Origin of the sequence: Butyrivibrio sp. AE2005 (genome assembly GCF_000686965.1) — a bacterium.
GTDB classification, from domain to species: Bacteria; Bacillota; Clostridia; order Lachnospirales; family Lachnospiraceae; genus Butyrivibrio; species Butyrivibrio hungatei_A.
In genome coordinates this window covers 1-22,344 of record NZ_JMMD01000033.1, presented here as the reverse complement: position 1 = coordinate 22,344, position 22,344 = coordinate 1, and the positions used below count along the sequence as shown (strand labels likewise).

Genomic DNA, 22,344 nt, shown 5'->3' with positions numbered 1-22,344 from the left:
AATGGTATTAAATCAGTATTCACTTAGAGCAGTAATAAATTCTTCTTTGTTACAACCGTCGCAAAATGAATATATAGCTGCTTTTTCGTCATATATTTTGTTCAGTTTTTCATAATATGTTTTTTCATCGACTTCTACATCGTCTATGGCATAGTGAAAATCAAGAAATTTTCCTGCTTCGTCATCCAAACTGCCAAAATCATGTGTATAGTTGCTGCCTGAAAAAATACATTTCCATTTTCCTTCCGAAAGGGAATAAACTATATCATAATATTGTCCTTGGCACCCATTCGAATTACATAGAAGTCCTTTTTTTTCAATATACGAAAAACCCAACCTAAGCGTATGAAGTATGTTTACTTCTCCATGATGAAATGAAACAATCAGACATCCTTCTGCTTCACAATAACCCTCAATAGCAAGTTCGGGAATATCATCGTCATCTACATAAATGAGACTATAACGCGGGAAATCTGGGGCGGTTTCAATGTATGCTTTATACCCTTCTTGCCATGAAGAAAACCCTTTTCCAAATATCCACTGATTCTCGAGGGAGCCATCGCCGTCGCCATCGTTGGAAATACCAATGGATGCGATATCTTCATCGTGCGTAGAAGTAGAGCCGGCATCAGTGGATATGTCGTTTGCTATATCGGTTTTTGTATTTTGGCATCCTGCAAGCAAAGCTGTTATGCAGATCAGTATTATAAATGCTTTCTTCTTCATAAAAAAATCTCCTAAATGGGAATCAATTTAGTATCCGGCTTATGCATTGTTTACAGTCTTCCTGTCGGTGCGCGCTCCCCCATTAAATCGCATTATACAGTATAACTCATTTGTAGGACTTATTTTGATTATGCGGGGTTAAATCACAAAGAATTCACAATGGCCTTGCAGACTAAAATGTATAATAAAAGCCGTGAAAAATTGTACTATGAAGGATATTTGGAATCAAATGCAGAAAAAGAAAATAATAACAATAATTTCAATAATATTACTTGTGTTGGGATGCAGTTACATAGCATCAAGTAATATACTCTCGAAAAAAAGCGACAAAGAAATTACGTTGTCAAAGGCAGAGCTAAAGAGATTTACAGAAGCGTTTAATGCAGATGAGTACAAGGGTTTTCTCGAGAAAACTTTTAACAAACAAGATGAAATAGACTGGGATGTAATGCTTTGTTCGGAAAACGGACTTGTTAAGGAAGTTACTGATGATAGCGAAATAAGAGCGTACAGACGTATAAAGTGCAAAGATAGAATCCCCAATGTTTTGTATTCCGTAAATAAAGAGACTCTTACGGATTATATTAAGAAATACACTGGGAGAGATGAATGTCGGGATGATACGCTTACTTCATGGATATATATTGATGAATTTGATTCTTTTTATTCTGAACATTTAGCAAGTTTAAAAAACACATATACATGCACGGTGGGAAAGAGAAAAGGAGATCATTATGTACTGAGATTTCAGGTAAACTCTGATTCAGACAAGCATTATGGACTTTTTGCCGACAGAGTCATTTCTTTTACTAAATCGGATGAAGACTTTCTCATGGAATCTAATGCTATTCAATGGGATGATCATTGTGATAAAGAGCATTGCTATGAGGTAAAATTGTCACGCGTTCAATTTAACGAGCCGATTAAACTTATCACGTATCCTGCGGAATTAGACGGCAGAGTATCTATTATTCTCACAAAAAATAACCGTTTTCTTACAGAACTGAAGATGAGCTGTGAAAAATCATCGTGGAAAGAAACTCATTTAATAAAAATTATTGACGTTGGTTTTTTTGATTTTGATGAGGATGGGGTAAAAGATATTATTATTATCGCGGACAGCGAATTCGGAAAACAGGTTCTTCTTTACAGTACAGGATCTCTTTCTACGTTCATACAGCGTAATGAAGATTCTTTTGAGCCTGAATGGATAATCGATGAAAATACAATGTCTAAAATTGGAGGAGACTTTACTGTTGAAAGCATGAAGAATATCTTTTCCGGTATAGATGGTGTATACAGTAGCTATGAAGAGTGCTACACGGCAATTGCCAAAAAGTATTATTTTGACATCGATTGGAATTATTGGAAATATAATCTTATATATGCTGACGATGATGATATTCCGGAACTGGTAGTTGATCATCCCGGCTTTTTCATGTCTCTTTATACGTATGAAAACGGTCATGCCAGGTGTTTAATGAATCATTGGGGATATGGTATGGGAGGGAATCCGGGATACCAATATGCCCCTGGGAAGGGTATATATCATGCAGAAGATGGCAGTATGTCAGGTTCATATGAGGAATATATGTCAAAACGAGCCAAGGGCGAATTGGTACCGGATTATGAAATTGAAGATGCGGAGAAGTATCATAATTGTACTGAGAAAGAAATGACCGATGAAGAGATTATCGCAGAAGTGAATAAAATCAAGAAATATAGATTTGAGCAAATTGAAGGGACTATGAGATTTGAAGAACTTATGGGTTCACTAAATGGAGCTGAAGATTGAGACGTATAAAGGAGCATTTGGAAGAAGCTTTTGATCGGTGATGCAAAACAGTGTGGTGGGATTTATAAGAGAATAGTCTTCTCCGCTTAAAATAGAATAGGCATTATGCCCTGTTGTCGGCATTGAATGGCTGTTGAAAAGCCGTCGACTGAATAATGATATCAGATAAATCTTAAGAAATACCGTCGAAATTTCTTAAGATTTTATGTATATGGTAGATTTTTGTGTGGGGTTAAATGCAAAAATTCTATTTGACGCACGTCAAATAGAATTTTATAATATAGAAAAATATTTGACGCACGTCAAATAAAAAACAAAGGATGTAATATGGCAAAGGTAATAAGAGAAACTCAGGATCTTACATATCTAAATTGGTCGCATGTGCGGAATTCTTCCGGAACAGCAGGGACTTATCTGAAATCGAGTTCGATCATAGGCGGCCACAAGAAGTATTATAAGCTTTCAAACTTTGATTTGGAAAAGGGGATAGTAGGACATGAGTGTATAAATGAAATAATAGTGGATAGACTTCTTGATATTCTTGGCGTGGAGCATCTCGAGTATGAACTGATAAATGCTGATATTGAGATCGATGGAAATATATATAACACATATCTTTGTGCATCGTATGATTTCAAAGAGCGTGGAGAGAGTAAGGCTTCGCTTGATGATTTCTACAGACTTAATGCGCAGCCCGGAGAATCACATTATGATTTCTGCATTAGGATGGGATGGAGAGAGTATATCGAGAATATGCTGGTAATTGATTATCTTATCCTTAATCGAGATAGACATGGAGCTAACATCGAAGTGCTGAGAAATGCAAGAGCGCATACCGTTAGGGTTGCGCCTCTGTTCGATCATGGATTGTCTCTGTTATGTTCTTGTTCGTCGGATGACGATGCAAAAAAATTTGACATAATGGGAGATAAACAATGCAATAATTTCATAGGCAGCAGATCAACTTTTGAGAATCTGTCTCTTTTATCCACCAAAGGAAAAACGCTGAAAGGAATACTTGAGGCTAAGCATAAAGAAGAGATATTCAAGGATCTGGAGGGGGTGTTGTCAGACTTTTTTATTGATACTATTTGGAATATGATCTATGGAAGGTACAAGGTTTATGAAAATCTATGATATCTATGATGAAGATAATAGTCTTGATATAGGCGTTTTACTGTACCATGAAAAGAGCAAGTCGTTTATGATTGAGCTTAGAAGCGAACTTGATGAGTGGACAGCGCCGCTTCTTTTTGCGAGTTTTGTAAAAAAAGAAATCTATACGATCCCAAGGGATGCGAGTTTAATGTGGGTGAGAGAACGTGTTATTCCTATAGGAAGGCAGAATATAGGCAGTATATTGTCTACTCACAAGCTGAAAGAGTATGATGAAATGAAATTTTTGGAATTGGCGCAAGGGCGGTGTTCGCAGGATGGGCTGTGCATACGGAAGATAGATGAGTTCCCTGAATTTGTTGCGGAGAGGGATGCGCATAATCTGGTTGATTGTACAGCGCTTGCAGGAGATTTTTTGCTGTGCTTTTTTAAAGATAAAACAGTAAAAAAAATATCCCTTTCAGACATTTCGGATTTACGGGGAGTAAATAAGGTGATCGCAAGCAGAGACCTTTATGAGTCATGTAGCCTCGGTTGGGGTGGTTATTATGTTACGTTCAACGATTCCATAGATATTCCTTCATGGCTTCTTTATGAGAAAGGGCGTATGATTGATATTTCCTATGAGGATTTTATTACCTTTATAGGAAAAAATATTGTCGATACGACCAAGGCATGTGAGCTGCTTGAGTGTACAAGGCAGAATCTTTCGTATCTGGTTAAGCAGCATAACATAGAGCCTGTTATGACCGGAGTTAATGGGAATCTCTATCTTAAAAGTCAAATCACCGGATGACCGCAAATGTCAGGACATTCATAGATGTTTGAGTATATATACATTCTGGGTTATAATGATGTAGTGTATGCGATAAAATAGATGCTATACGGGGAACTTCATTCGGAGGGTGTATGATTATCATTCAACTTAAGGGCGGTCTGGGTAACCAGATGTTCCAATATGCGCTGTATATAGCGCTGAAAAACAGAGGCAAGACCGTAAAGATTGATGATGAAACGGGATTTGTAAATGACAAGCTAAGGACTCCGGTTCTTGCCGGATATGGGATTGATTATGATAAGGCCACTAAGGAAGAAGTTGTTGCTCTTACGGATTCCAAGATGGATATCATAAGCCGTATCAGAAGGAAACTTACCGGAAGGAAAACCTTTAGAATAGATGAAGTATCGGGAAGATTCGATCCTAAGATACTTGAGCTTGAAAATGCCTATCTTGTCGGATATTGGCAGAGCGATAAATATTTCTCGCAGGAGAGTGATATCAGGGATATCAGACATGCTTTTGAGAAGAGACCTCAGGAACTTATGAGCGATGCTGTGAGCTGGTCAGTGCTTCAGCAGATAGAATGTTGTGAGTCTGTCAGCCTTCATGTGAGAAGAACCGATTATATAGATGCGCAGCATAAGCATGTTCACAATCTGTGTTCGGAAAAATATTACAAAGATGCGGTAAACAAGATACTGCAGGAGTATCCCGACGCTGTATTTTTTATCTTTACCGATGACAAAGAGTGGTGTAAAGAGCACTTCAAGGGACCTAATTTCAATGTTGTTGAACTTGAAGAGGGCGAAGGAACTGATATAGCCGAGATGATGCTTATGAGCAGATGCAAGCACCATATTATAGCGAACAGTTCATTCAGCTGGTGGGCTGCATGGCTTAATGATGCACCTGACAAGCTGGTACTTGCTCCTTCCAAGTGGATAAACAACAAAGATATGGATGATGTCTATACGGACAGAATGACAAAGATTGCGATCTGAGCAATGCGGAATTAAATGATACGGAGCAATCTACATATCATTCAGGAAAAATACAAAAGAGGGATACAAGAAAACGTACAGATTATGAGTAATACCGATAATAAAAAAGTCAGTTTATTTTCAAAACTCAGATATATATTTGATAGAAAGCAGAAGGGACAGTTGGTAATATTGGCTGTCCTTATACTCTTTGGTGGTATTTTTGAAACATTTAGTATTTCAATGATGATTCCTGTTATGGCAGGCATTATCAATCAGGATAAGCTCCAAAGTGCCATTGAGGATAACAAAGTTCTAAGAATTATTGCAGAAAGTCTTAATCTCGGTACGGGATCCGAACTGGCTGCTAAATTGACGGTTTGTCTGATTGTTTTGTTCCTGGTAAAAAATGCATATCAGATATTTCTTATCTACAGGCAGAATACCTTTATCACAAGAGCAAGAAACGACATGATAAGCAGAGTCATGAGAGAATTTTTGAACAGACCGTATGAGGATTATCTCGGTGCAGATATTCCGACTGTATTTAGAATTACAGACAGTGATATACCAAGAACATTTACGCTTATGTTATCGCTTTTATCGCTTTCTACGGAATTGGTCGTTTCCATGGGACTTGGAATGGTGCTTATTATAACCGATCCGATCTTGACGGTTATATGCGTGTTTGTTTTTGTTGCATTAACTCTTTTTAATACCAAAGTTTTAAAGCCTAAGCTTAATAAGACGGGAAAAGAGAATCAGGAAACCCAGTCAAGGATTGCAAAGTGGAGACTGCAGGCAATATATGGTCTTAAAGATGTTAAAGTTCTGAACAGACAGGATTTCTTTATAAGAAATTATTATGAGTCCGGTAAAGTCGGTGCGGATCTGGCAAGGGATTATTCCGTACTTAATAATATGCCGAGAACTCTTATAGAGACCGTGTTTGTAGCTGTTGTCCTCTTGTATGTTCTCTTTTTTAAGTTGAATTCAAACGGTGTACAAAATGCAGGCGATGTTGATAAATTGATAATCGCGCTCGGACTTGTTGCTACAAGGCTTATGCCTGCTGTTAACAGGATAAATACTTATATTGCCGAGATTGCCTACAACCAGTACAGCCTTGATTTTGTATATAACAATCTTACAGATTCAATGAAGATGGATAAGGCGATGAGAGCGGAGAGAGCTGCAATCGCAGGTCCCGAGCTTCATTTGGAAAAAGATATTGAGATAAAAGATATCACATTTGCATATCCTGATGCTGAGACAAATATATTTACCGGGGCAAATATGATCGTTCCAAAGGGAAAATCTGTAGGTATCATAGGACCTTCGGGTGCCGGTAAATCAACTGTTGTGGATATTATCCTCGGCCTTTTGCATGTGCAGAGCGGAGAGATTCTCTGCGACGGAAGCAATATATTCAGTAATTACGATTCATGGCTTGCGCAGATAGGTTATATTCCTCAGACAATCTACATGGTTGATGAGTCTATAAGAGAGAACATTGCATTCGGTATAGATGCCGACAAGATTGATGAGGACAGAATCTGGGAAGTTATGGAAGAAGCCCAGCTCGCTGACTTTGTTAAGAGCCTTCCCGAAGGACTAGATACGAAGATTGGTGACAGAGGTGTGAGACTTTCAGGCGGACAGAGACAGCGTATAGGAATCGCGAGAGCCCTTTATCATAATCCTGAGATACTTGTGTTTGATGAGGCTACAAGTGCTCTTGATAATGAGACAGAGGCAGCCGTTATGGAGGCTGTCAACAGCTTCCACGGCAAGAAGACAATGATCATCATAGCTCACAGGCTCAATACTATTGAGAACTGCGACATAATCTATGAGGTCAAGGACGAGAAAATCACGCAGACTACTCTCGAGGGCAGGAATGTTATTCATTGATATTGCAAAATGAGGCTTGATTTATGTGATTGTAGATAATTGTTTCGTAATGTTATTTGCGAGTCGACATTTCACAGTGAGATACTTTCTTTTCAGAAGGATAAGATATTATGATCGGAACAGAATTTATAAAAGGGTACGGACTTGGAAACCAGCTCTTTTTCTATGTCGTGACAAGGTGCATGGCGGAAGAAAAAGGTGTGGATTTCGGTTTCATAAATCCCGGTCAGGTGGGAAATGTTTTTCACTCAAATAAGGGAATGTACTTTATGGACATTGATCTTGGAACAGAGATACCGCCTGAGGACAGAGATAAATATACAATCTTTAATGAGCAGGACGATCGCCTTTACATGGGCAATTCAAGGCACGACATGAGTAACGGATGTTACATAAGCGGTGCGGACAAAAGACTTTTTGAGATTGAGGACAATACTCTTATCTACGGAAATCTCCAGGATGAGAGCTATTTTGAAAAATACAGAGACAAGATAAAGGACTGGCTCAAGGTTAAGCCCGAGGCCGAGTCGTATGAGTATACAAGCGATGACCTCTGCATTATCAACATAAGAGGCGGCGAGTATACAAATCATCCCGAGCTCTATCTTGACAGAAAATACTTTTTAAATGCGATAGAGCATATGAAGAAGATAAATCCAGATATGAAATTCATGGTGGTAACTGAGGATGAGGAGGCCGCAAGAAAAGTGCTTCCCGAGTACGAATGTCATCATTTTGATATGGGAAAAGATTACGTTACCTTGAAGAATGCGAGATATCTGATCTTGTCGAATTCATCTTTTTCCATAATGCCGGTTCTTTCAAGTACTGAGCTTAAGTATGCGATAGCGCCGAAGTACTGGGCAAGACATAATATTTCGGATGGTTTCTGGTCTTCCGAGCAGAATATATACAGTTTTTTGCATTATCAGGACAAAAAAGGTCGTATATTTGAGGCAGACGAGTGCAGAAAAGAACTTGAAGAATATAAAAAGAGATCTGCGCTCTATGCAAGAAGAAATATAAGGCCCGGCAAGATAAGGCTCTTTTGCCAGATAATCAGAAGGAAGAGCCTGTACGGTGTCTTTTACCTGAAGAAAATCGTAAGGAGCTTAGAGAAAAGAGTCGGAATAATCAAGAGATTCAGTTATTGAATTAACCGGATCATAAATAACTTTGTTGCATCATTATATGTGTCAATAAGCAGGTTAAAAGAAATGATCGCGGTAAATAAACAGAGGAACAAAATGGGAAAAAAGATTAAGCTCCCTCAGGTTACGCTCTGCGCAATGACGAGTGTCAACGTCTATGAGACTGTGCAGGCGCTTAAATACAGCATGAGGGAAATCGAGTTTGGTGACGTTGTTCTGGTATCGGATAAAAAGCCTTTTTATCTGCCAAAGAATATCAGATTCAGCTATACTTCAAAGCTCGACAGTATCGATAAATTCAATTACAAAATGGTCTATGAACTTAAAGACCATATAAATACAGATTTTGTGCTGCTTGTTCATGCGGACGGATTTGTTATTCATCCCGAGAACTGGAATGATGAGTTTCTTGAGTACGACTACATCGGCTCTCCCTGGCCGCTTCCCAAGAATGATTACGCTTACAGGGACAGCAAGGGCACGATATGCAGAGTCGGAAACAGCGTGTCCATAAGGTCTAAGAGACTTTTGGAGTTTCCTTCCAAATACAACCTTAAGTGGGAGAGGGTTGACGACGGATTTTACAACGAAGATATTTTTATCTGCTGTCATTCCAAGAATGCAATGGAAGAAAAGGGCTTTAAGTGGGCGCCTTTTGAACTTGCACTTACATTCGGAAGAGAGCATCCGCTATCTGAGAATAAGGGCATAGAGCCGTTTGTCTTCCACAAGTGGTGGGGAGAAAATGCGGATTATCCCAGATTTTACAGCCCGAAGAAGCGCTTTAAGATGGCTGTCAGACCGTTCCTGTTTTGGAGAAAGACCAAAAAGTGGAAAGAGGAGCATAACATTACATGATCTTTTCAATCATAGTTCCCGTGTGCAACGGTGAGAAGTATATCCGCGAGGCGGTTGATTCTGCGCTTGCACAAAAAGTAAATAGCGAGGATATGTTTGAGATCATTCTTTCCGAGAACGGTTCGAGTGACAAAACTCCTGCGATATGCGATGAATACGCCGCTGCGAACGATAATATTTCCGTCATCCACAAAGGAAAGATAGGGCTTTATCAGGCAAGGCAGGAGGGAATAAAGGTCAGCAAAGGCGACTATATTCTTGCACTCGATGCGGATGATAAGCTTGTTCCGGGAATGTTGTCAAAGCTCGCAGGTCTTATCAGGGATTATGAGAAAAAAGGAAATGCTCCCGAGCTGATTTTTTTCAATGCGACAGAGCTTGACGGCGATAATACAAGGCTTAAAGATTTTTCTTTTACAAGTGGAAAAATCTACAGCGGAGATGAGAAGCGTGCTTTTAAAGAGCTTGTACTAAAGGGTGATTACCTGAATGCCATGTGGATAAAGTGTATTCACAAGAATATTGCGCTTATAGATGTAGAGAGAATCGGGCTTAACTACGGCGAAGATCTTCTGCAGACCGCGGAGTATGTCGACAGAGCCGACGGGATAGCCTACATAGATGAGATTCTTTATTATTACAGAAGAAACGAGCAGAGTCTGACTGCGAGTTATAACAAAGCTTTTCTTGATAACCAGAAGATCGTTTGGGGAGAAATCGACAGAATGGGCGATAAATGGGGGCTTACAGATCTCTTTGATGTTCTTGATAAGAGAAAATCCCTTACCTGTGCCATTGCGGTGGCAAAGATTGTTTACTCAGGATTGTCCTATGGGCAGAAGAAGAGAAAGCTTTCGGAATTGTTTTCAGATGATTTTTACAAAAAGTATTTTGAGACGGATCTTCCGTGCTTTGCGCCCGAAGAGGACATATACGTTCACGGTCTTATGACTGTAAACGGCGGAAAGAATCTGTACAGAGAAGCTTTTGTCAGTACTGTTAAGACTGCGATCAAGAGGATTGTAGGTAGGAGATAACAGATGGTTTATGATTTAATACCATTTTTCAACGAACTTGATATATTAAAGCTAAGGCTCGGAATTCTCGATAAGTACGTGGATAAATTCATTATTGAAGAAGCTACGGTGACTTTTTCGGGAGAGCCCAAGGAACTTTGTTTTGATAAGAACAGAGAGCTTTTTAAGGATTATCTTCACAAGATAGTTTATATAACCGTTGATGATACACCTATGGATATCTCAACGCATGAAAGAGATTATTATCAAAAGAACTGCTTAAAGCGCGGACTTGAAGAAGTGGGCGCGACGGCAGACGATGTGCTTATCTTCGGAGATGTCGATGAGATTCCGAATCCGTCCGTTCTTGAGAACATCATTGCAAATTTTGACAAGAACAAGGTTTATCATCTGGCTCAGAGAAACTTCTATGTATACATGAACATGGAAGAGAAGTCGGGAAAGCTTTTGTCCATAACGGGAGAGTTTCCTGAGATAGCTGAAAAAGACAGAAAGTGGCTAGGAACCAAGATCACGTCACTTGATAATATACCTAAAGAAGGAATTGTAAGGCTTCGTGATATCATTCCCGTAACGGACGAAAGGTCTGTGCGAGTTGCGAACGGCGGCTGGCATTTTGGATATATGGGCGGCTACAAAGAGACCAATCCCGCAAAGAGGATAGGAATCAAGGTTAAGGCTGCAGCACATCAGGAGCACAATGACAAAGAGGTTCTTGCGGAGACCATGGATCACTTGGTTCTCGGACAGGATATTTTCGGCAGAGCAGCGAAGTTTGAAAGAGGCGAGGTAGACGAGACTTATCCCGCATATCTTCTTGAGCATATGGATGAATACAGGCATCTTGTAATGCCTAAGATCACAGCCGTATCAAAGCTTTACCACTACTTGGATATTACGGCGGGAAGATTTATGAGAAAAGCTTTTCGCAAGATAAAAAGAATTCTTAGCAGGTAGATAACATGAACTTTTTAAGTGAAGAAAAAAGGGCTAAACTTAGTGAAGTTTTATTTTACGTTGCGCTCAGCATTGAGCTTGGTATAATGCTGTTGGAAAAGACTGTAATTCCTTTGCATGATTGCCAGAGTTATGTGTATCGTGTGACCTTTCTTTTGACGCTTATTGTTGTGCTTTTAATGAAGCATGACAAAAAAGAATGGATAGTAATAGGTGCGGTATGCTTGTTTACTTTTGTGAGTTACAGGATTTCAGGTAAGAATGACCTGCTTAGATATGCAGTATTTATGATGGCTGCAAGAGATATCGACCTTAAGAAGGCTATGAAGTATATTTTTTACGTATCGGTAGCAGGGTATGCATTGATAGCACTTTTATCCGTTGTCGGGAAACTGGGAGTTGTTGCACCACCTCCGAGAGATTACGGACGAGGCGACATAGAAGTGCGTTATGAGTTTGGATTTGGTCATGCCAATACATTCTATGGCAGTGTTTATGCATTTGTGTTACTTTGGATGTGGATTTACGGCGAAGCTGCTTCGTTAAGGGAGTGGCTGCTTGTATTTGCTCTCAACTTTATGGCAAGCGTGGTTTCGGCAACCAGGACAGGAATGCTTGTAAGCGTTTTGACATTCGGTGTGGGATTTTTGGCAAGATTTTATAAGAAGATCAAAGAGTGCAAGATTGTTTATGTACTTACGGCGCTTGTGACACCGGTTTTTTGTGTGGCTTTTTCCGTTTGGTCGGCTGTTGTAAGTAAGGTGCCAAGGTATGAGTTTGAGCACAAACATTATGATCTGATCGAATGGATTGACGATAAGCTTAATAACAGAATACACGATCTGTACAGGGAAACTGAGAAACATGCAGGTTCAATATGGACTTGGAAGCTCTTTTCCGATGGCAATAGCGAAGAGACCTTTGACATGGGCTGGGTAAGGATTTTTTACTGGTACGGGATAATCCCGGCTATTGTTATCTCGGCGCTTATTGTTCTGATCATATATATTTGTTATAAGAAAAAAGATGTTTGGACTTTGATCATAATTTTATCGCTTTCAATCTATACGGTTGTGGAAGCGACATTTGTATCGGAGTATATAGGCAGGTTGTTCATACTCCCTGTAATAGGAGTTTATCTCGGGGAGTTTGTAAATAGAAAAAAGGATGGAGAATGTCTGAGAAGTTAAGAAAAAAGATTTTTTATATATTGATGGCTGTAGCTTTTTTGTCAGTGCTTATCTATGCGTTTCTGACTCCTAATATGTCGGATGATCTTGTTTATTGGGATCGCGACGATTACGGAACGAAACTGGCAAATAGTTTCTTTGATCTGTTTAAGCTTGAATACATGCATTATCTGGATCATAGCGGACGAAACGTTGCTCATTTTATACTCAGAATTTTTTTGTTCATGAGAACAAAGTGGGTGTTCAATGTAGTTTCTGCGCTTGTATTTATGATTCAGACACTTCTTATATATGCGAATGTTGATATGAAGAAGAAGTATGACATCAGAGTATATGCGCTTGTAATAAGCTTTTTGTGGATATTCGATCCTGCGATCAGTAACACGGTATTCTGGGAGGACGGAGCGTGTAATTACCTCTTTACAACGACGATAATCCTCGGTTTCATCACATATTTCAGGAAATGTATGAATCTTGAAAAAAAGAGTACGCCCGGAGTGATCGTCTCGGTTACTGTATTGGGAATTCTTGCCGGCTGGTGTAATGAGAATACATCGGGCGGAGCTATATTGTTTATATTGATGATTCTATTTCTTAAGTGGAGAGAGAAGAGGAGCCTTTCTTTTGTTAAGCCGTGGATGATCTGCGGACTTGCCGGAAGCATTGCCTCATTTATGTTAATGTTTTTGAATCCCGCAAATTTCTCAAGAGCGGAAGACGGAGCTTCAAAAGAAGCACATACGGGTCTTCTGGGAATTATGGCAAGATTTCTTAAGATGATCGTGAATATAAAGGAACATTATATTGTTATTACACTTATGTTTGTGGCTTTGATCATCATCATTCGCAGTATATGTGCTTCTGAAGAAAAATATAAAGAAGTTACAGCGTATATGAGACTCATGGCTTTTATAGCGCTTGCTTCGGCAGTTGTTCTTATTCTGGTGCCTGATGAACCGCAGCTTAGAGCTTACTATGGTGCGAGCATCTTCTTTATGATTGCGGTGTTAAACGGTATTGCTGTTATGATGAATATGACCGATCTGACCGTATCTGCTGAGAATGATAAGCTTGAGAAACTACTTCAGGGATTATACACTTCAGTGATCGCTGCTGTCGGAATCTGGCTTTCGTTTACTTATATCACGCAGGGTGCGTTTGTTGCGCGAGTTTATAGGGAATATAGTGAGAGATATCTTTATCTTGAGGAGCAGGCGAAGGCAGGAGAAACTGATGTAGTAGTTCCGATACTCAGACCGCAGTGGAAATGCAAATATACCGAGATGGCATATGATTCCGACATTGCTCTCGGTGATGGCGTTATCGATCTTGAAACCGGTGAAAAGCGCGGTTACAATTCAAATTATTATACATATGCATGCCACTTTAGACTTGACAGCATTACAGGAGTTGAAAGGGATGGCTGGACGGATTATCCTGAATATTCTATGTGGGATTTAATATCGCACACCATAATGAAAAAGTAAAGATAGTTTTACCCGCAGTACCATGGAGAAAGTTTTGAACACAGAAATACTTGTTAGCATCATAATCCCCATATATCAGGCAGAAGGCACGCTCAGAGAGTGCGTCTTGTCTTGTGTTACCCAGAAAGGGATTGAAATTGGTGATTACGAGATTATTCTTGTGGATGACGGCTCCAAGGACGACAGCGCAAAGATTGCAGATGAACTTGCCGAAGAATACGGGCAGGATAAGATAAAGGTCAAGCACATAAAGAACAGAGGCGTTTCGGGAGCAAGAAATATCGGGCTTGAGATGGCAACGGGAAAATATGTGTATTTTGTTGACGCAGATGATACAATATCTGAGTATTGCATCGCAAATATGCTAAAATACGTTGATGAAAACACTGTTTTGGCGGATGGATGCAAGAACCTTGATTCGCCTTATGTGTTAAGCGGTTATCAGTACATTGAAAACTATACTCTTGAGAGTAACACTCATGTATGGGGAAAGCTCTTTTTACGTGAAAGACTTTCCGAGGCACACATTCATTTTAAAGATGGGCTCACTATCGGAGAAGACCTGCTTTTTTTACTTGATGTGGCACTTTCCGAAGGAAAGAAAAAAGGCGTAAAGGTCGTTCCTGTGGAAGCTGATGATTACAGATATACAGATAACGAGAACGGAGCCATGAAAACCGCTTTTAAAGAAAGTTTTCTGGATCAGCTTACATGTTGGGAAATTGCTGAGGATAAGCTTAAAGAAGTTCATGAGTATATTTCGGTTTATTCTTTTGTAAAAGTTGCTGTTTCACAGATACTTACGGCACTTCTTGTTATCGGAAAGGTATCTGTCATTCCCGAGAATGAGAGGGATAATGACCTTGCAAGGGAAGCGGTTAATGCCGCAGGCGATAGAATCAGGCACGCTTTGAAGACAAGAGGTGCATTTGCCGCATTGTCTTTTGGCCACAAGATAAAAGTTATTTTGTTCAAGATTAGTCCTAAACTTTATTTGAGTCTATATGCAAAATATAAGGACAGGTGAATATATATGAATATTGATTTTAACAGACCGATAATTTTATATATGCACGCAGGTTCGGGGAACCATGGTTGTGAGGCGATAGCCAATACTACAGTTAAGTATATTGCCGAGCAGAGAGAGAAGACCGGGGCTGAGGAGGATCTTCCGCTTTTTGTTGTAACCAACAGCTGCGCGGAGGACAGAAAATATTCACTTGGAATTCTTGAAAAAAAGGGACTTTGTACTATTGTTGAAGAAAGACATATAGACAGACACTTTATTCCTCATGTAATCTACTATTTGTGGAGACTGGTCACAAGGGATAAGCAGTCTTTTTTGAGATACAGATATAAGGACGCGTTTAAAGAGTTTGACAACGCTGTCGGAAAAGCCAATAAAGGGAAAGGTGCAAAACCGCTTGCCATTTCTATAGGCGGAGATAATTATTGTTATAAGAGCCTGGTTCCCGATCTTATATTGGCGCACAAGGTTTTTATTAAAAGAGGATTCGAGACGATACTTTGGGGATGCTCTATTGAGCCAAAATCCCTTAAGGATAATAAGCTTGTTAAGGATCTGAAGGCTTATGACATGATCTATGCAAGAGAGTCCATTACTTACGATGCGCTTGTTAAAGCAGGTTTTGATAAGGATAAGCTTATTTTTGAAAAAGATCCGGCATTCAGGCTTGATACAGCGAAGGTTCCCGGAATCAACGGTTTTCTTCCGGGCAATACGGTCGGAATAAACTTAAGCCCGATGGTTCGTAATCTTGAAAAAACACCGGGTATTACTATGAAGAACTACAGTAATTTTATTGAGTTTATTCTTAGGAATACTCATCAGAACATCGCGCTTATTCCGCATGTTGTGTGGAAAAACAATGATGACAGGAAGCCGCTTAAAGAGCTTTACGATATACATAAGTACACGGGCAGAGTTGTTATGCTGGATGATATGCCCGCTGAGAAGCTGAAAGGCTATATATCAAAGTGCAGTTTTTTTGTCGGAGCAAGAACTCACAGTACAATTGCGGCTTACAGTAGTAATGTTCCCACACTTGTTATAGGATATTCGGTAAAGAGTAAGGGAATTGCAAAAGATCTTTTTGGAACATACAAGGACTATGTCCTTCCCGTTCAGAAACTGGCAAGCGAAAACGCGCTTGTTGACGCATATATGCGTATTATGGAAAAGCAAAATACAGAAGCAGAGGCACAAGGAGGAATACAATGATCATAATTCAGATTGCGGGCGGTTTGGGAAACCAAATGCAGCAATATGCGCTATATAGAAAACTCCTCAGTCTCGGAAAAGAAGTTAAGCTGGATATTTCCTGGTTCAGTGAAGAAGTACAGAAGAAGATGCTTGCTCCCAGAGAGTTTGAGCTTCCTCTTTTTAAAGATCTTCCTTTCGAAGTCTGCACCGATGAAGAGAGAGACAGATTTTTAAAGCAGAATCTTTTTTCTGCAATCAAGGGAAAAATAACCAAGAAACTTGGACTTACTGCATCTTCAAATCCAAATGTGTTTGTTGAGACTAAGATGTATCACCCCGAGATATTTGAGTTTGAAGATAAGTATATTACAGGTTATTTCTTATGCCAGAAATACTATGAAGATATTATGGATGAACTCAGGGAACTCTTTGTATTCCCTCCTCACAGAGATTCGGATCTCGCAATGAGAAACAGGATCATCTCTGAGAAGATGGAAAGATTTCCTTCTGTCAGTGTACATTTGAGAAGGGGAGATTATCTCGATCCGGCAAATGTAAATATTCTCGGAAATATTGCTTCTGATGATTACTACAAGAATGCGATGGATTATTTTTTGAAAAAAGATCCTGAGACGCATTTCTATATCTTTACAAGCGATCACGATTACGCGAGAGAGCACTATGGCGATATCTCCAGATATACGATCGTTGAATGGAATAACGGCAAAGACAGCATCCAGGATCTCATGCTCATGAGCCACTGCAGAGGCAATATCTGCGCCAATTCCACATTCAGCTTCTGGGGAGCAAGGCTTAACAAGAGACCGGATCACGAGGTCATCAGGACATACAAGATGAGGAACAATCAGCCGATAGATCCTGATACCATGCATGACTATTGGAAGGGCTGGATTCTCATGGACAATAAAGGAAACATAGTATAATGGGAAGAGTTCAGGCGGCGAAGAAGAATATTTTATTCGGGTACGTAGGGCAAGTTGTGTCTTTGATCATGACCTATGTTTTACGTACCATTTTCATCATGAAAATCGGCAAAGAGATGCTTGGTGTAAACAGTTTATATGCCAATGTTTTGCAGCTACTTAATATGGCTGATATGGGCATAGGAACTGCTCTTAATTTCAGTCTCTACGGACCTGTTGCCAGAGGTGAAAAAGAAAAGATCAAGTCCTACATGCAGTTATATAAAAAAGCATATAATTATATAGCTTTTGCTGTGTGTGCTATTGGACTTATTCTGGTCCCATTTCTCAAATATCTGATAAATCTTCCGGAAGATTTTGAAGTTGCACAGAGAGATCTTATACTTTATTATCTGATATTTCTTTTTAATACGGTGAGTACGTATTTTGTTGCATATAAGTATAGTCTTGCAAATGCAGAGCAAAAAAATTATGTTCAGACAAATGTAATTACGTTCACAAAAATAATAACTGTATTCTTTCAGATTATTGTGGTTCTTGTTACCGGCAATTTCTATTTTTATCTTATTACAGATGCGGTAATACAGTTGATACAAAAGATATTTGTCTCAAAGTATCTTGATAATATGTATCCATATCTTAAGGAAAAGAATATCGAGAAACTGTCTAAGGATGAAGAGGGCGAAGTTTGGACCAAAACAAAGGCACTTGTGTTTCACAGAGTCGGAGACGCGTTCAGACTTCAAACGGATCAGCTTATCATTTCACCATTGCTTGGAACAGTTATGTCGGGTGTGGTGGACAATTATAATCAGATAATTGTTCAGACTTCTAATTTTGTAAATATCATTTTCAATTCCGTAATATCCAGCTTTGGTAATTTGATAGCAACAGAAGATAAGTCAAAACAGTACAGTATGTTCAAGGTTTATAGATTTTTTGCTTCGTGGGTTTATGGATTTTCTGCTACCGGATTTATGCTTCTTATTTCTCCGCTTGTAAACATATGGCTTATCAAGGGGGGGAAAGTGGCTCCTGAAGAAATAGGCGAGTGGATTCTTCCCGGAGTTGCTGTTTTTCTGATTCTTACAGATTACTATTTTAAGGGTGAGAGAATAGTTCTTTCAAATTATAAGACGGCGGCAGGCGTATTTGAACAGGATAAGTATCTTGCTTTGATTCAGGGAATCGTCAACTTGATATTGTCGATTTGGCTTGTTCAGACGCCGCTTGGTATTTCGGGTATATACGTAGGAACAGTGGTGTCAGGTCTTATTGCCAATATGACTAAGCCTGTTATTATTTACAGAGCATGTTTTGGTATGAGCGCTGTTAACTATTATATTGATTCGTTCAAATACCTGGTATCTATGGCACTTGTAATGGGAATATGTTATATGATTCAGCAGTATGTAATGCCTGAGCCTACGATACTTGGATTTGCTGCAATGATGGTTATTATTACCGTTGTATTTAACGGAGTATATTTTCTTTTATACGGAAGAAGTGAAGAATTCAAATATCTTTGTGGAAAACTCAAGGCCAGAAAGGCGTAATTGTGGACAACTCTGCATATTATGAAGTGGTCGGCAAGACCGTAGAACAGCTTAATAATATTATGAATGTCAGCCTTTCGGACAGGGTGAAAGATACTGTAAAAAAGGCACTTGGTAGAAGCGTGCGGACAAAAGATCCGTTCTTTTGGCATGCGGGGATGCTTATGGTAGGGCTTGTTTCGGCGCTTGAGTGTCTCGATAAAGATGAAGACGCTAAGGAAATTAGCGATAAGATCAAGGCTTCTATTGAAAGCCATGTGGATCTGTGGCTGAGGAAGACGGGCGGTAAAGTAAGCTTTGTAGATGATGCGCTTGCGGGATTTGCGCTTATTAAGGCTTATGAGATAACAGGAAATGAAAAATATAAGAATGCGGCAGACGCAGTCAGTTCGTATTTGAAGAATGCGGGAAGAGATGCGGAAGGCGCGATTCTTTATAACTCCGGAAGAAGTGGAAATATCTTTGCTGACGGAATCGGGCAGGTTTCCATGTTTATGGCGGCTTGTGATGATAAGGCATTTGACAGCAACGAGCAGCTGAGACTTTTTTTAAAAAACGGAATGGACGAAGCGAGCGGACTTTGCTATCACGGCTATGAACTAAGGAAAGATGCCGACGTTAACGGAACTTCTAAGAATTGTTATGCTTTTGAGAAAAAAGGAATTCTTTGCTGGGGAAGAGCGTTTGGCTGGCTTATCATGGGTGCGAGTGTAAATGCTTCTTTGGGCAAAGCAAATGAAGAGTCCCTGAAATATTTTACAGATATGTGCGAGGCGGCACTAAAGTATCAGAGAAAAGACGGTGGCTGGAGCTGGCAGATGCAGGCTGTTGACGGACATATAGATCTGTCTGCAACAGGTATGATAGCATATGCACTTGGTTATGCGCTTAATAATGATGTTTTTGGTGAAGATGATATATCAGGCAGAATCAGTGAGGCGTTAAAGAAAGCAAAAGATTGTATATATGCCCACACCGAAAGCGGGATTGTGACTGATTCGCTGAGCTCGTGTGATGACTTTGCGGTGCATTATCAGACCTACGGAAATAATCCATGGGGACAGGGGGCGGCATTGGCAGCGCTTTCAGTAATACATTAAATAGAAAAAAATTAGAGGAAATGCCGGTTGATTCAGCATTTCTTCTTTTTTTGCATAAAATTTTGCTATTGTATTAAGAAAAATATGATGGTATACTTCATGTAGTAATCAAAACTACATCAGATGATTTTGTAATCGAGATACGTGGGAGGTATAATATGAATACCAAGGAATTAAAGAAGTTTTTTAAGGAGCATCTTGTTCCTTCGAAATTATATAAGGTTGGCGGACATCACAAGAATCGCGTTTGTCTTGCTAAGACAGAAAACGGATGGGAAGTTTTCTTTCAGGATAAAAAGGAGAGAATCGGTGTGATCAAGTTCTCTGATGAAGCTTCTGCCTGCGACAAGATGAAAGAAGAGCTTCGCAAGGTGATGGAACAGCTATACGGAGTGACATGGGCTCCGGCCAGATAATTAAAGTAATATGGATTAGTTCGTATATCGTTGGATGTCAAAATGTACTTTTGGCATCCATTTTTCATTTGATAGGAAATCCTTATCAAATAAAAATGTAAAAAGGGTGAAATGTTATGAAAAAGACTATGGTTTTATGGAGTGCGATTGCGATTTAGGCAATCATGCATGTTGTTTTGAGTTCATTTGGAATTATGTCATTAACGAATATGAAAAGTGGAGGATTCGTTATTGCCGCATATATAATCGCAACAGATCAGGTTATAAAGAACGTTGTGGATATGATACCCAGAGAGTCATTTATGGATATGTTCGCAGGGGGCTTAAGAAATAAATTATTTTTATATAAAATTACGAAATAAGCTTTTTTGAGATACAATCTCTATGTTAAAATACGATTACAGGTTGGCTATGAGTATTTATTCAAAAAAATGGAAAAGGAGATTAAAATATGGCAAATTTAGAACCCAGAACAAATGAACTTAAAGGAACAGAGACAGAAAAGAATTTGCTTGCTGCATTTGCAGGTGAGTCTCAGGCAAGGAATAAATATACATATTTTGCTTCAAAGGCAAAAAAAGACGGCTATGTTCAGATCAGTAAGATCTTTGAAGAGACAGCCAATAACGAGAAAGAGCATGCTAAGCTCTGGTACAAGATTCTTTCAGGAATCGGTTCAACTGTAGAAAATCTTAAAGAAGCAGCAGAAGGTGAGTCTTACGAGTGGCAGGAGATGTATCCTTCTTTTGCAGCAAAAGCTCGTGAAGAAGGTTTCAACGATATTGCATACCTTTTTGACAGAGTTGCTGAAATTGAGAAAGAGCATGAGCAGAGATACAAAAAACTTCTTGAGAACATCGAGAAAGAGCTTGTATTCTCATCAGAAGGCGATTCTATCTGGATCTGCTCAAATTGCGGTCATATTGTAGTAGGACCTAAGGCTCCCGAGATGTGTCCTGTTTGCAATCATCCTAAGAGCTATTTTGAGAAGAAGGCAGAGAATTATTGATATAGAGCTGATTGGCTTATATTTATAATGACAGGTCAAAAGAGCTTTCGCAGAGATTTAGACAGTCTTTGTGAAGGCTCTTTTTCTGTTGTTGTTATGAATTAATAATTTTTTTATAAATAGGGTATTGATTTCTTGTTCTATTTGTTCTATAACATACTTGAAAAGAAAATTAGCAGCCAAGAGATGAGAGTGCTAATACATCGTCGCGAGGTTGCGCAAACTACTACAACAAAAAATTTATATAAAAAGGAGTGATGACTTATGTTGATGCCTATGTTATGGAGTAACAATAATTTGTTTGACGAGATGGATGACTTCTTTGGTGGCAGATTATTCGGTGACCTGTATGATTCCGGACTTATTGAGAAGAACTTCGAGCCGGCATCAGGTCTTATGAAGACTGACGTCATCGAGAAAGATAACAGTTATCAGCTTGAAGCCGAGCTTCCGGGATTTAACAAGGAAGATATCAATATCGACCTTAAGAACGAAGTGCTTACCATCAGTGCTACACATAATGAGAACAAGGATGAGAAGAATGAGAACGGCAAGTACATCCGTCGTGAGAGAAGAAGCTCTTCGTACCAGAGATCCTTCCGTACACCGGGACTTAAACCTGAAGATATCATAGCTCAGTACAAGAACGGTGTTCTTACGGTCAACATCCCCAAGAAGGAAGCTATTCCAGAGAAAGAGGAGGCTGTGAAGATCGAGGTTAAGGATTGATTAAAAGAAGTAATAAATATCCCGGCATTCTATGATTCAAATAGAATGCCGGGATATTTTATGGAGTGCGCCTAGCGGCGCACGTTTCTAACGGGTTAAAGTCCCGAATCCACCTGGTAGTGGGAAGGATATAGCCGAAGGCAAGGGTGTCCATCGTGAGATGGAATCTGAAGGAAGCTGGATATGAGGAACATACTAACTCATGGGCAAATCTCTGGTCTGACGAACAGAAATCTCATATAAGGTTATGCATGAGGGTGAGGCTGCTCCACAAGTCGAAGCCCAATAACTACACGGAATCATGCATGATAAATGAGGCAGATAGATGGAGAGGAAGAAACGTGTGGTACCTAGGGAGATCTGTTGCGATATGC

The 22,344-nt window shown here is 39.5% G+C and carries 21 protein-coding genes; 20 read left to right on the top strand and 1 reads right to left on the bottom strand.

Translation table 11 applies throughout. From position 1 onward, the window contains the following. Positions 1 to 12 precede the first annotated feature (12 nt). Positions 13 to 726, bottom strand: a complete 714-nt coding sequence (locus DL92_RS20440) for a hypothetical protein (protein ID WP_026668094.1) — start codon at positions 724 to 726, stop codon at positions 13 to 15. Positions 727 to 955: 229 nt separating this feature from the next. On the opposite strand from DL92_RS20440, the gene DL92_RS0114145 reads away from it, so the two are divergent. From DL92_RS0114145 to DL92_RS21595, 20 genes are all read left to right on the top strand, one after another. After that, entirely contained in the window at positions 956 to 2,521 is a 1,566-nt protein-coding gene (locus DL92_RS0114145; RefSeq protein WP_026668093.1) for a hypothetical protein, read from the top strand. 327 nt (positions 2,522 to 2,848) lie between these two features. Beyond that, positions 2,849 to 3,658: a HipA domain-containing protein gene (locus DL92_RS0114140; protein ID WP_027209156.1), complete on the top strand. Its 810-nt coding sequence runs from the start codon at positions 2,849 to 2,851 to the stop codon at positions 3,656 to 3,658. Beyond that, a complete protein-coding gene (locus DL92_RS20435) occupies positions 3,645 to 4,433 on the top strand; it encodes a hypothetical protein (protein WP_051625363.1) in 789 nt (262 codons plus the stop codon). Before DL92_RS0114140 ends, DL92_RS20435 begins: the two co-directional genes overlap by 14 nt. A gap of 113 nt (positions 4,434 to 4,546) precedes the next feature. After that, positions 4,547 to 5,419: an alpha-1,2-fucosyltransferase gene (locus DL92_RS0114130; RefSeq protein ID WP_026656680.1), complete on the top strand. Its 873-nt coding sequence runs from the start codon at positions 4,547 to 4,549 to the stop codon at positions 5,417 to 5,419. Between the two features lie 84 nt (positions 5,420 to 5,503). Beyond that, positions 5,504 to 7,312: an ABC transporter ATP-binding protein gene (locus DL92_RS0114125; RefSeq protein ID WP_026668092.1), complete on the top strand. Its 1,809-nt coding sequence runs from the start codon at positions 5,504 to 5,506 to the stop codon at positions 7,310 to 7,312. 110 nt (positions 7,313 to 7,422) lie between these two features. Then, complete coding sequence (locus DL92_RS0114120; protein WP_026668091.1) at positions 7,423 to 8,466, top strand: alpha-1,2-fucosyltransferase; 1,044 nt, start codon at positions 7,423 to 7,425, stop codon at positions 8,464 to 8,466. A 93-nt stretch (positions 8,467 to 8,559) separates the two neighbouring features. Beyond that, positions 8,560 to 9,321: a DUF5672 family protein gene (locus DL92_RS0114115; protein WP_242827217.1), complete on the top strand. Its 762-nt coding sequence runs from the start codon at positions 8,560 to 8,562 to the stop codon at positions 9,319 to 9,321. Further along, a complete protein-coding gene (locus tag DL92_RS20430) occupies positions 9,318 to 10,358 on the top strand; it encodes a glycosyltransferase family 2 protein (protein WP_051594232.1) in 1,041 nt (346 codons plus the stop codon). Before DL92_RS0114115 ends, DL92_RS20430 begins: the two co-directional genes overlap by 4 nt. A 3-nt stretch (positions 10,359 to 10,361) precedes the next feature. After that, positions 10,362 to 11,315: a glycosyltransferase family 17 protein gene (locus DL92_RS0114105; RefSeq protein WP_026656684.1), complete on the top strand. Its 954-nt coding sequence runs from the start codon at positions 10,362 to 10,364 to the stop codon at positions 11,313 to 11,315. Positions 11,316 to 11,320: 5 nt separating this feature from the next. Further along, a complete protein-coding gene (locus tag DL92_RS0114100; RefSeq protein WP_026668089.1) occupies positions 11,321 to 12,505 on the top strand; it encodes a hypothetical protein in 1,185 nt (394 codons plus the stop codon). Then, a complete protein-coding gene (locus tag DL92_RS0114095; protein WP_026668088.1) occupies positions 12,490 to 13,992 on the top strand; it encodes a DUF3329 domain-containing protein in 1,503 nt (500 codons plus the stop codon). Before DL92_RS0114100 ends, DL92_RS0114095 begins: the two co-directional genes overlap by 16 nt. A gap of 34 nt (positions 13,993 to 14,026) precedes the next feature. Next, positions 14,027 to 15,019: a glycosyltransferase gene (locus DL92_RS20425; RefSeq protein WP_026668087.1), complete on the top strand. Its 993-nt coding sequence runs from the start codon at positions 14,027 to 14,029 to the stop codon at positions 15,017 to 15,019. 6 nt (positions 15,020 to 15,025) lie between these two features. Then, positions 15,026 to 16,234 carry a polysaccharide pyruvyl transferase family protein gene (locus DL92_RS19455; RefSeq protein ID WP_051199165.1) on the top strand — a complete coding sequence of 403 codons (1,209 nt, stop codon included), beginning with the start codon at positions 15,026 to 15,028 and terminating at the stop codon, positions 16,232 to 16,234. Then, the gene (locus DL92_RS0114080) at positions 16,231 to 17,160 is read left to right on the top strand and encodes an alpha-1,2-fucosyltransferase (RefSeq protein ID WP_026668086.1); all 930 of its coding nucleotides are present in this window, start codon (positions 16,231 to 16,233) and stop codon (positions 17,158 to 17,160) included. The genes DL92_RS19455 and DL92_RS0114080 overlap by 4 nt, the downstream gene beginning before the upstream one ends. Next, the gene (locus DL92_RS0114075) at positions 17,160 to 18,716 is read left to right on the top strand and encodes a lipopolysaccharide biosynthesis protein (protein WP_026668085.1); all 1,557 of its coding nucleotides are present in this window, start codon (positions 17,160 to 17,162) and stop codon (positions 18,714 to 18,716) included. The genes DL92_RS0114080 and DL92_RS0114075 overlap by 1 nt, the downstream gene beginning before the upstream one ends. Before the next feature lie 2 nt (positions 18,717 to 18,718). Then, positions 18,719 to 19,816: a glycoside hydrolase family 88 protein gene (locus DL92_RS0114070; RefSeq protein ID WP_026668084.1), complete on the top strand. Its 1,098-nt coding sequence runs from the start codon at positions 18,719 to 18,721 to the stop codon at positions 19,814 to 19,816. 158 nt (positions 19,817 to 19,974) lie between these two features. Next, positions 19,975 to 20,232, top strand: coding sequence for a hypothetical protein (locus DL92_RS0114065; protein ID WP_026668083.1), 258 nt, complete (start codon positions 19,975 to 19,977; stop codon positions 20,230 to 20,232). 451 nt (positions 20,233 to 20,683) lie between these two features. Next, positions 20,684 to 21,241 carry a rubrerythrin gene (rbr, locus tag DL92_RS0114055; protein WP_026668081.1) on the top strand — a complete coding sequence of 186 codons (558 nt, stop codon included), beginning with the start codon at positions 20,684 to 20,686 and terminating at the stop codon, positions 21,239 to 21,241. A 264-nt stretch (positions 21,242 to 21,505) separates the two neighbouring features. Continuing rightward, entirely contained in the window at positions 21,506 to 21,970 is a 465-nt protein-coding gene (locus tag DL92_RS0114050) for an Hsp20/alpha crystallin family protein (protein ID WP_026668080.1), read from the top strand. A gap of 155 nt (positions 21,971 to 22,125) precedes the next feature. Beyond that, a partial coding sequence (locus tag DL92_RS21595) for a hypothetical protein (RefSeq protein ID WP_242845869.1) occupies positions 22,126 to 22,344 on the top strand: 219 nt, incomplete at its 3' end.